This window comes from Micromonospora globispora (assembly GCF_003857015.1).
Taxonomy (GTDB): Bacteria; Actinomycetota; Actinomycetes; order Mycobacteriales; family Micromonosporaceae; genus Micromonospora; species Micromonospora globispora.
On sequence record NZ_QGGF01000139.1, the window covers coordinates 1 to 8,174 of the forward strand.

The following is an 8,174-nucleotide window of genomic DNA, read 5'->3' on the forward strand; positions in this document are numbered from 1 at the left end:
GGATCGAAGGCGCCCGGCCCGGGCAGGCGGGACGCGGCCGGGACTGGGACGCCGCCCTCGACGGCAGCTGCGCTAGCCGCCTCCTCATCCGCGACCTGCAGGGACGGCCCCGAGTGATCTGTCACGACCGAACTGGGTGGCAGCACGCCGGGGCGAACCGCCGGAATGGACGCCGGCCGGTGCGGCCGCGGCCGGACGTCGGTGGTGGTCGGCGGGCCGGTGCGGGGCGGCGGAGCGACACCGAGCGCCCCCGGGTCGAACAGCCGGGACAACCGCTGCCGCACCATGGTCTCCTCGTCGTCTGGCACGGCGCGAGGCTAGGGCGAACGAGAGGTCATCACCAGGCGACGAGGGTCGGCTGTGGACAGCAGAACTGGCTGTGGAAAGGGCCCTGATCATGCGCGGATGTGCAAGCCGCTGAAAGGCTGACGCCTGCAACGTCATGGCAGTTCGGGGGCGAGGGTCATGCCGGTCTGGGCGAGGATGCTGGCGAGACGGTCGGGCTGCTGCTGGCAGGACCTAAACGCGTTGTTGTCCTGCTCGCCCCGTGTCTACTGTGCGGTGATGCTCTCACGAACGCTGACGGTGACCTTCGATGCGCACGACCCGGCTCGCCTGGCGCGGTTCTGGGCCGACGTGCTCGGCCGGGAGATCGCCGACGACGCCGGTGCCGCGCTCCTGCCTGGCGACGACACCCAGCTCAGCCTCCGGTTCGTCCCGAGCAGCGCGGAGAAGGTGGGGCCGAACCACATGCACCTCCACCTGACCAGCGCCAGCAGCGCCGACCAGCAGCACACGGTGGCGACGGCGCTCGGGCTCGGCGCAAGCCACCTCGACGTCGGGCAGCGCCCCGAGGAGGGGCACGTCGTCCTGGCCGACCCCGAGGGCAACGAGTTCTGCGTGATCGAGCCGGGCAACGCCTTCCTCGCCGGGTGCGGCTTGCTCGGGGAGCTCGCCTGCGACGGCACCCGGGAGGTCGGCCTCTTCTGGGCCGAGGCGCTGGGCTGGCCGCTGGTGTGGGACCAGGATCAGGAGACCGCGATCCAGTCACCGCACGGCGGCACGAAGGTCGCGTGGGGAGGCCCGCCCGTGGCCCCGAAAGAGGTGCGGAACCGGCAGCGCTTCGACCTCGCCCCGGCCGGTGGCGACCAGCAAGCGGAGATCGACCGGCTGGTCTCCCTCGGGGCCACTCGGCTCGATGTCGGTGAGAACGGCGCCGTCGTGCTGGCCGATCCCGACGGCAACGAGTTCTGCGTGAGAGGGAACTGACCACAGCGCGGCCGGGTTGCCCAGTGGGTCAGGGCGGCCTGCTGCCGGACCGCCTCCCTCCGCGTCCAGGCCGCCCGGCACTACCGAACCGATCGACCCAGAGTACGCAGACACGCCGACAGACGTCAGCCTTTCAACCTCTGTATCAGCGAGGAGACGAGGGCCACTAGGCGATCCAGTTCGTCAGCAAGGCGGCGACCCCAGCCCCGGCCAGCCAGAGCAGGGTGGCGGGTGCGATGGCCGGCGCCACTAGCAGGTGGCGGACGACGTACAACACCCGAAGTATCGCGGTCGTCGAGAAGCGGCTGGATCCCTTGTGGGGTAAGGGAGTCAGCAACCCCACACCGCCTCGCCACGACAGTCAACTAAAGCCCCGCCCGTCAACATCGAACGGCAGGTTGCGGGCCTCACCGAAGCGAGGTCTGTCGCAGGCTCTAACCCGCTTCGCCCTCAAGCTCCCTGCGGCGCTTCTCAGCCCACGCTCTGATGTCAGCCGTAGCCCACACTCGCCCTACCGTCAGGTGAGCGATTGGCTTAGGGAAGTCTGCGCGCTCAGCGAGCGTGTTAGCGCGCTGCCTGGACACACCGAGGAAGGCCGCTATCTCGGCCATCGCCATAACGTCCTCGGTCATCGATCCAGACCATCCAGGCAGGGCCGTTTACGACTCGTCAACAAGGGTCGGCGGAAGGGGTTGACGAGTCGTCAACCCTCAGCAAGAGTCGGAGCATGCCCATACGGAGGGTCCTCAAACCGATACCGCTTGCTCCTGTTCATCGGCCCCCGTGGCGGCGCTGGCTCCGCCGTGACTGTTGTGGGCTGAGGTGGAAGACGTGCCCTGACAAACACCAGCCCGTGCCCGTAGAGCCATTTCCCGAGCCGCCCAGACAGATCGGCTCGGCTCGCTGGGATCAACCGACCCAGATCATCTGGACGGGAAATCTCCTGACCCGCGGGCAGGCCCACCGAGCTAACGGCGGCAGACATGCCTAGAGATCACTCGCCGCTGCGTCCCCTGTGGCTCTGTCGAGCCTGCGCCGACCCGTGGCCGTGCGCCAGCGCTCGGCTGTCCCTGAAAGCTGAGTACGCCCAGGACCGCACCGCGCTGTGCGTCTACCTCGGCTCGATGCTCTACGACGCCTGTGAGGACCTGATGAAGCTCAACCCGAACGATGTGGACGTACGCGCCCTCTACACACGATTCATTGGATGGCCCGACAGGTTCCGTCGGCGTAAGTGACGAACAGTCCAGCGAGCAGGTCCCCAGCGGTTAGCCGCTGCGGACTTACCTCGACTCCGGGTCGAGGCCGAGTACCGCCCGGCCGCCGTCCACCGGCAGGATCACCCCGTTGACGAAGCCGGCCTGCGGCGACAGCAGGAATGCCACCGCCGCCGCCACCTCCCCGGTACGCCCGATCCGGCCGATCGGGTGCAGCCGGGCCAGCTCCGCCTCGATCCACTCCGCCTCGGCCGGCTCCCGCTCGGCCAGGAACTCGGCGTGCCGCTCGGTGGCGATCGAGCCGAGGGCGACCGTGTTGGTCCGGATGCCCCGGTTGCCGTACTCGACGGCCAGCGCACGCGTCAGCCCCTCCACCGCCGCCTTCGCGGTGGCGTACGGCAGGCAGCCGGGCACCGGCCGACGGGCCTGGTGCGAGGAGACGTTGACGATGGCGCCGCCGGTGCCGGCGGCGAGGAACCGGCGTACCGCCGTGGCGGCGCCGACCACGGCGGGCCGCAGGTTGAGGGTGATCAGGTCCAGGACCTCGCCGACGGGGGCCGTGTCGAGGGAGGCGTCCCGGAACACGGCCGCGTTGTTGACCCAACCGGCCAGCGGCGCGGCGCGCTCGGCCAGGTCGGCGGCGTGCCCGGCGACCTGCTCGTCGGCCGCGTCCCCGACGAGCGGGAGCAGCCGCTCCTCGGCCGGATGCGCCGGCAGCCAGGCGAGCGCGTCCTCGTCCCGCTCGACGACGACCACCGTACCGCCGTCCGCGGCCAGCCGTTCCACGATCCCCCGGCCGACGCCCCGACCGCCGCCGGTCACCACGTACGACACGGCGATCACGCCGGCCGCCGGTGGACCACCACGCAGGCCAGGCCGGGGCCGGCGTGCGCGGCGATCACCGCGCCGGCCTCCGTGACGTACGTGTCGTGCAGGCGGTCGCCCAGCCGGGCGGTCAACGCCTCGACGAGCTGCTCGGCGCGCTGCGGGGCGGCGAGGTGGTGGACGGCGAGGTCGACCTCGGCGTCGCCGGCCGCCTCGACCGCCAGGTCGACCAGGCGTGCGACGCCCCGGCCGGCGGTGCGCACCTTGTCCTTCAGCACGATCTCACCGTCCGGCATGTGCATGATCGGCTTCACCGACAGCGCGGTGCCGAGCAGCGCCTCGGCGGCGTTGATCCGGCCGCCGCGGCGCAGGAACTCCAGCGTGTCGACGTAGAAGAAGACGGTGGTCCGGCCGACCGTGCCGAGCGCCGCGTCCCGAACCGCCGACAGGTCGGCGCCCCGCTCGGCGGCTGCGGCGGCGGCGAGCACCGGGAAGCCGAGGCCCATGCCGGTGGAGCGGCTGTCGACCACCTCGACCCGGTCGCCGATCTCGGCGGCGGCCAGTCGAGCCGCCTCGACGGTGCCGGAGAGCTCCGCGGAGAGGTGCACCGAGACGATCCCGTCGGCGCCCTCCGCGAGCAGCGAACGGTAGACCTCGGCGAACTGTTCCGGAGCGGGTCGGGAGGTGCTCACCGAGACCCGCCGGCCGCTGAGCGCCCGGGTGGCGTCTGCCGGGGAGACCTCCACCCCCTCCAGCCCCTCCGCGCCGTTGAACACGACGGTCAGCGGGACGACGGTGAGCCGGTGTGCGCGGACCAGCTCGGGCGGGAGGTAGGCGGTGGAGTCGGTGACGACCGCGACGGGCATGCCCGGCACGCTAGCCGATGTGGCCGCGGCGCGCCGTGGCCGAACGGTCAGACCGCCTCGGTGGGCGCGGGTGCCGTGATCAGGCCGACATTGTGCGCCCGCAGGTGCCAGCCCGGCACCGTGCGCCGCCGCACGCCGTCGTCGTACCGCAGCTCGGTCCAGTGGCAGTTGGACAGCGAACCGATGGTGCGCAGCACGGCGTGGTCCCAGCCGAGCAGGTGACCGACGCCCTGCCGGGCCCCGCCGCCGTGGGTGACCACCACGACGGTGCCCCCGACCGCCAGGTCGGCCGCGTCCTGGAAGGCCGCGCCGATCCGCTTGCCGAGGTCGTCGAGGGTCTCGATCTCCGCGCCCGGGTCGGGGTCACCGGCGCGCCAGCGGGCGTACTCGTCGGGAAAGCGCTCGGCGACCTCGGTGAGGGCCAGCCCCTGCCAGTGGCCGAAGTACCGTTCCCGCAGCCGGCCGTCGGTGTGGACCGGCAGCCCGGTCAGCGCGGCGAGGGCGGCGGCGGTGTCCGCGGCCCGGCGCAGGTCGCTGGCGACGATCGCGTCCGGGCGCATCCCGGCCAGCACCGGCGCGGCGGCGCGGGCCTGCTCCCGGCCGAAGTCGTTCAGCGGTACGTCGGTCTGCCCCTGGACCCGGTTGGCGGCGTTCCAGTCGGTGTTGCCGTGCCGCCAGACGATCAGGCGGGTCATTCCGCTGCGGCGGAGCCGGCGGTGGTGTCGGCGAGGTCCCGGTCCACGAACGGGATCTGCGGGCAGTCCTTCCAGAGCCGGTCGAGGGCGTAGAACTCGCGCTCCTCGGTGTGCTGGACGTGCACCACGATGTCGACGTAGTCGAGCAGCACCCAGCGGCCACCCCGCTCACCCTCGCGCCGGACCGGCTTGGCCTTCTCCGGCAGTTCGAGCAGGCGCTCCTCGATGGCGTCGACGATGGCGAGCACCTGGCGCTCGTTCGGAGCGGCGGCCAGCACGAACGCGTCGGTGATGGCGAGCTGGTCGCCCACGTCGATGACGACGATGTCCTGCGCCTTCTTGTCGGCCGCGGCCTGGGCGGCGGCCATCGCCAGCTCGTGAGCGCGTTCCGAAACTGTCACCGTTCTCCTTCGATCAACCGTGCGACCCTCCAAGCGTCTCACACCCGGTGCGGCGACGACTTCTCAGTTCTGGTCGATTACCCGGACAAAGACCCACATTACTGGCCGAATCACCGCTGATAGAGGCGCCGTTTGGCGATGTACTGCACCACACCGTCCGGCACCAGGTACCAGACCGGCTCACCCCGGGCGACCCGGGCCCGGCAGTCCGTCGAGGAGATGGCCATCGCCGGCACCTGCACCAGGCTGACCGTGTCCGCCGGGAGGTGCTTGTCGGACAGCTCGAAGCCGGGCCGGGTCACCCCGATGAAGTGGGCCAGCTCGAACATCCGGTCCACTTCCTTCCAGGACAGGATGCGGTCCAGGGCGTCCGCGCCGGTGATGAAGAAGAGCTGCACCTTCGGGCCGTACTCGGCGTGCAGGTCGCGCAGCGTGTCGACGGTGTAGGTCGGGCCCGCCCGGTCGATGTCGACCCGGCTGACCTGGAACCGCGGGTTGGAGGCGGTGGCGATGACCGTCATGAGGTAGCGGTCCTCCGCGGAGCTGACCGGCTCGTCCGCCTTCTGCCACGGCTGGCCGGTCGGGACGAAGATCACCTCGTCCAGGCCGAACCGGTCCGCCACCTCGCTGGCCGCCACCAGGTGCCCGTGGTGGATGGGATCGAAGGTGCCGCCCATGATCCCGATCCGCCGGATGTCTTCCTCCACCCCGCGATCGTAGGCGGCCCTTCGGGCGGTGATCGGCGGGGCCCGGACCTGGCCCACACGCCGGAAGGGGCTTCCCCGGCTCGACGGCGGGCCCTATACTCGTCTACGAGTATTTGGAAGCGAGGATCGAGGAGAAGCGGCATGCCCAGGCGACGCAAGGTCGGCAACCTCACGGCGTTGGCCGTGCTCGCCACCCTCGTCGAGCGCCCGATGCACCCGTACGAGATGGCCACCACCCTGCGGGACCGCGGCAAGGACCAGGACATGGGGATCAAGTGGGGGTCCTTCTACACGGTGGTCCGCAACATGGAGCGGCACGGGCTGATCGCGGCCGTGGAGAGCGTCCGCGAGGGCCGACGCCCGGAGCGCACCGTCTACCGGATCACCGACGACGGGCGGGCCGAACTGGTCGACTGGGCCCGGGAGCTGGTCGCCACGCCGGTCGCGGAGCACCCTCGCTTCCGCGCCGGGCTGTCGGTGCTCGCCGTGCTTCACCCCGACGAGGCGACAGCCCTGCTGCGCGAACGACTGGCCCGGCTGGAGGACGAGATCGGAAACGAGCGCGTCGCGCTCGCGGAGCACGCGCGCCTGGTGCCCCGGCTGTTCCTGGTCGAGAACGAGTACGACCTGAGGATCCGGGAGGCGGAAGCCGCCTGGATCCGCGCCCTGCTGGCCGAGTTCACCTCGGGCAGCTATCCGGGGCTGGACGAGTGGCGGGCCTACCACGAGGCCGGTCCACCCGAGCCCGGCCCGACGGGAGGGGGCGGCACCACCACGTGACCGACGGCCCCGGCTCGGTGCGCCAACACCGCGCCGGGGCCCTTACCTCGAACCGACACCTGACGGCGCCCGGCCCGAAGCGGCAACCACGAGGATACCGGCGCTCCCGCCAGGTGGGTTCGGCACGCACGACCACCGACGACCCCCGGGAGGGACCGTGTCCAGAGTGAGAACCGCGATCGTCATCGGCGGCGGCATCGCCGGTCCGGTGACCGCGTTGGCCCTGCACCGCGCCGGCATCACCGCCACCGTTCACGAGGCGCACCCGAGCACCACCGACGGCAGAGGCGGCACGCTCGCCCTGGCCCCGAACGGCGTCGCGGCGCTGCGGCTGGTCGGCGCGGATGAAGCGGTCACCGCGATCGCCACCCCGATCCACACGCAGGTGCTGGCCGTAGGCCGCAAGCGCATCCCCCTGCCCGGCCTGGCCGGGCTGCCCCCGCTGCGGGTGGTGCACCGCAACGAGCTGCACCGGGTGCTGCACGACCGGGCCGTCGCCGAGGGCGTGACCATCGCGCACGGCAAGCGCCTGGTCGGCGTACGGGAGACGGCCGACGGGGTGACCGCCACCTTCGCCGACGGCGGCACGGCCACGGCGGACATGCTGATCGGCGCGGACGGCGTGCACTCGACCGTGCGTACGCTGATCGACCCGCACGCCCCCGGCCCCCGGTTCACCGGAGTGCTGGGCTTCGAGGCGGTGGCCCGGCACGAGGTGGACTCGGAGACCGGCACGATGAACTTCGCCTTCGGCCGGGGCGGCTACTACCTCTACTGGCCCGAGCCCGGTGGCGGCACGCGGTGGGGCGTCAACCTGCCCCAGGAACGGCCGATGAGCCTCACCGAGGCCCGGGCCGTACCGGCCGCCGAGTGGCTGCGCATCCTGCGGGACGCGTACCGCGACGACGACCCGGGGCGGAACCTGATGAGGACCAGCAGCGCCGACGAGTTGCAGGTGGTGGGCTCGATGCACATCATGCCGCCGGTCCCCCACTGGCACCGGGGCCGGATGGTGCTGGTCGGCGACGCAGCGCACGCCCCCTCCAACAGCTCCGGGCAGGGCGCCTCGCTCTCCATCGAGAGCGCGGTGCAGCTGGCCCGGTGCCTGCGGGACCTGCCCGACGTCCCGTCCGCGTTCGGCGCGTACGAGCGGCTGCGGCGGGAGCGGGTGGAGAAGGTCGCCGCGCGGGCGGCCCGGATCAACCACGCGAAGGCCCCGGGACCGGTGGCCCGGGCGATCATGCCGGTGCTCATGCCGCTGTTCATCAAGGCCGCCATGAACCCGGAGAAGACGATCGGCCACGAGCAGCGGTACGTCATCGACTGGGAAGCCCCGGTGACCGCGGGCGTGCCGGTGGGCTGAGTCGCGCGCCCGGGGTGGCGTACCCGGTCGGGTGCGCCACCCCCGGCCACC

9 protein-coding genes and 1 pseudogene are annotated in these 8,174 nt (G+C 71.9%); 4 read left to right on the forward strand and 6 right to left on the reverse strand.

Annotated features, from left to right (window positions below; all coding sequences use genetic code 11):
* Nucleotides 1–308 (reverse strand): annotated as a pseudogene (locus DKL51_RS35565) (hypothetical protein); the annotation flags it as partial.
* Nucleotides 309–564: 256 nt separating this feature from the next.
* On the opposite strand from DKL51_RS35565, the gene DKL51_RS04975 reads away from it, so the two are divergent.
* Nucleotides 565–1,269 (forward strand): VOC family protein, encoded by a 705-nt coding sequence (locus tag DKL51_RS04975; RefSeq protein WP_109947875.1) that lies wholly within the window; start codon nucleotides 565–567, stop codon nucleotides 1,267–1,269.
* Between the two features lie 983 nt (nucleotides 1,270–2,252).
* On the forward strand, nucleotides 2,253–2,507 hold the full coding sequence (locus DKL51_RS04985; protein WP_109947876.1) for a hypothetical protein: 255 nt from the start codon (nucleotides 2,253–2,255) through the stop codon (nucleotides 2,505–2,507).
* Between the two features lie 45 nt (nucleotides 2,508–2,552).
* On the opposite strand, the gene DKL51_RS04990 is transcribed toward DKL51_RS04985, so the two are convergent.
* The 5 genes from DKL51_RS04990 to nadD all read right to left on the reverse strand — a co-directional run bounded on the left by DKL51_RS04990 (nucleotide 2,553) and on the right by nadD (nucleotide 5,980).
* Nucleotides 2,553–3,329, reverse strand: coding sequence for an SDR family NAD(P)-dependent oxidoreductase (locus DKL51_RS04990; RefSeq protein ID WP_109947877.1), 777 nt, complete (start codon nucleotides 3,327–3,329; stop codon nucleotides 2,553–2,555).
* Nucleotides 3,326–4,177 carry a DegV family protein gene (locus DKL51_RS04995; protein WP_109947878.1) on the reverse strand — a complete coding sequence of 284 codons (852 nt, stop codon included), beginning with the start codon at nucleotides 4,175–4,177 and terminating at the stop codon, nucleotides 3,326–3,328. The genes DKL51_RS04990 and DKL51_RS04995 overlap by 4 nt, the downstream gene beginning before the upstream one ends.
* A 47-nt stretch (nucleotides 4,178–4,224) precedes the next feature.
* Entirely contained in the window at nucleotides 4,225–4,872 is a 648-nt protein-coding gene (locus DKL51_RS05000) for a histidine phosphatase family protein (RefSeq protein ID WP_109947879.1), read from the reverse strand.
* Entirely contained in the window at nucleotides 4,869–5,273 is a 405-nt protein-coding gene (gene rsfS, locus DKL51_RS05005) for a ribosome silencing factor (RefSeq protein ID WP_109947880.1), read from the reverse strand. Before rsfS ends, DKL51_RS05000 begins: the two co-directional genes overlap by 4 nt.
* A 110-nt stretch (nucleotides 5,274–5,383) precedes the next feature.
* Complete coding sequence (gene nadD, locus DKL51_RS05010) at nucleotides 5,384–5,980, reverse strand: nicotinate-nucleotide adenylyltransferase (protein WP_109947895.1); 597 nt, start codon at nucleotides 5,978–5,980, stop codon at nucleotides 5,384–5,386.
* A 141-nt stretch (nucleotides 5,981–6,121) separates the two neighbouring features.
* Between nadD and DKL51_RS05015 the strand changes: the two genes are divergently transcribed.
* Nucleotides 6,122–6,760 carry a PadR family transcriptional regulator gene (locus tag DKL51_RS05015; protein ID WP_109964840.1) on the forward strand — a complete coding sequence of 213 codons (639 nt, stop codon included), beginning with the start codon at nucleotides 6,122–6,124 and terminating at the stop codon, nucleotides 6,758–6,760.
* Between the two features lie 166 nt (nucleotides 6,761–6,926).
* On the forward strand, nucleotides 6,927–8,123 hold the full coding sequence (locus tag DKL51_RS05020; protein WP_243420610.1) for an FAD-dependent oxidoreductase: 1,197 nt from the start codon (nucleotides 6,927–6,929) through the stop codon (nucleotides 8,121–8,123).
* Nucleotides 8,124–8,174 lie beyond the last annotated feature (51 nt).

Coding starts and splice junctions, on each gene's coding strand:
- DKL51_RS04975 (WP_109947875.1), top strand. CDS start 565: ATGCTCTCACGAACGCTGACGGTGACCTTCGATGCGCACGACCCGGCT.
- DKL51_RS04985 (WP_109947876.1), top strand. CDS start 2,253: ATGCCTAGAGATCACTCGCCGCTGCGTCCCCTGTGGCTCTGTCGAGCC.
- DKL51_RS04995 (WP_109947878.1), bottom strand. CDS start 4,177: ATGCCCGTCGCGGTCGTCACCGACTCCACCGCCTACCTCCCGCCCGAG.
- DKL51_RS05000 (WP_109947879.1), bottom strand. CDS start 4,872: ATGACCCGCCTGATCGTCTGGCGGCACGGCAACACCGACTGGAACGCC.
- DKL51_RS05015 (WP_109964840.1), top strand. CDS start 6,122: ATGCCCAGGCGACGCAAGGTCGGCAACCTCACGGCGTTGGCCGTGCTC.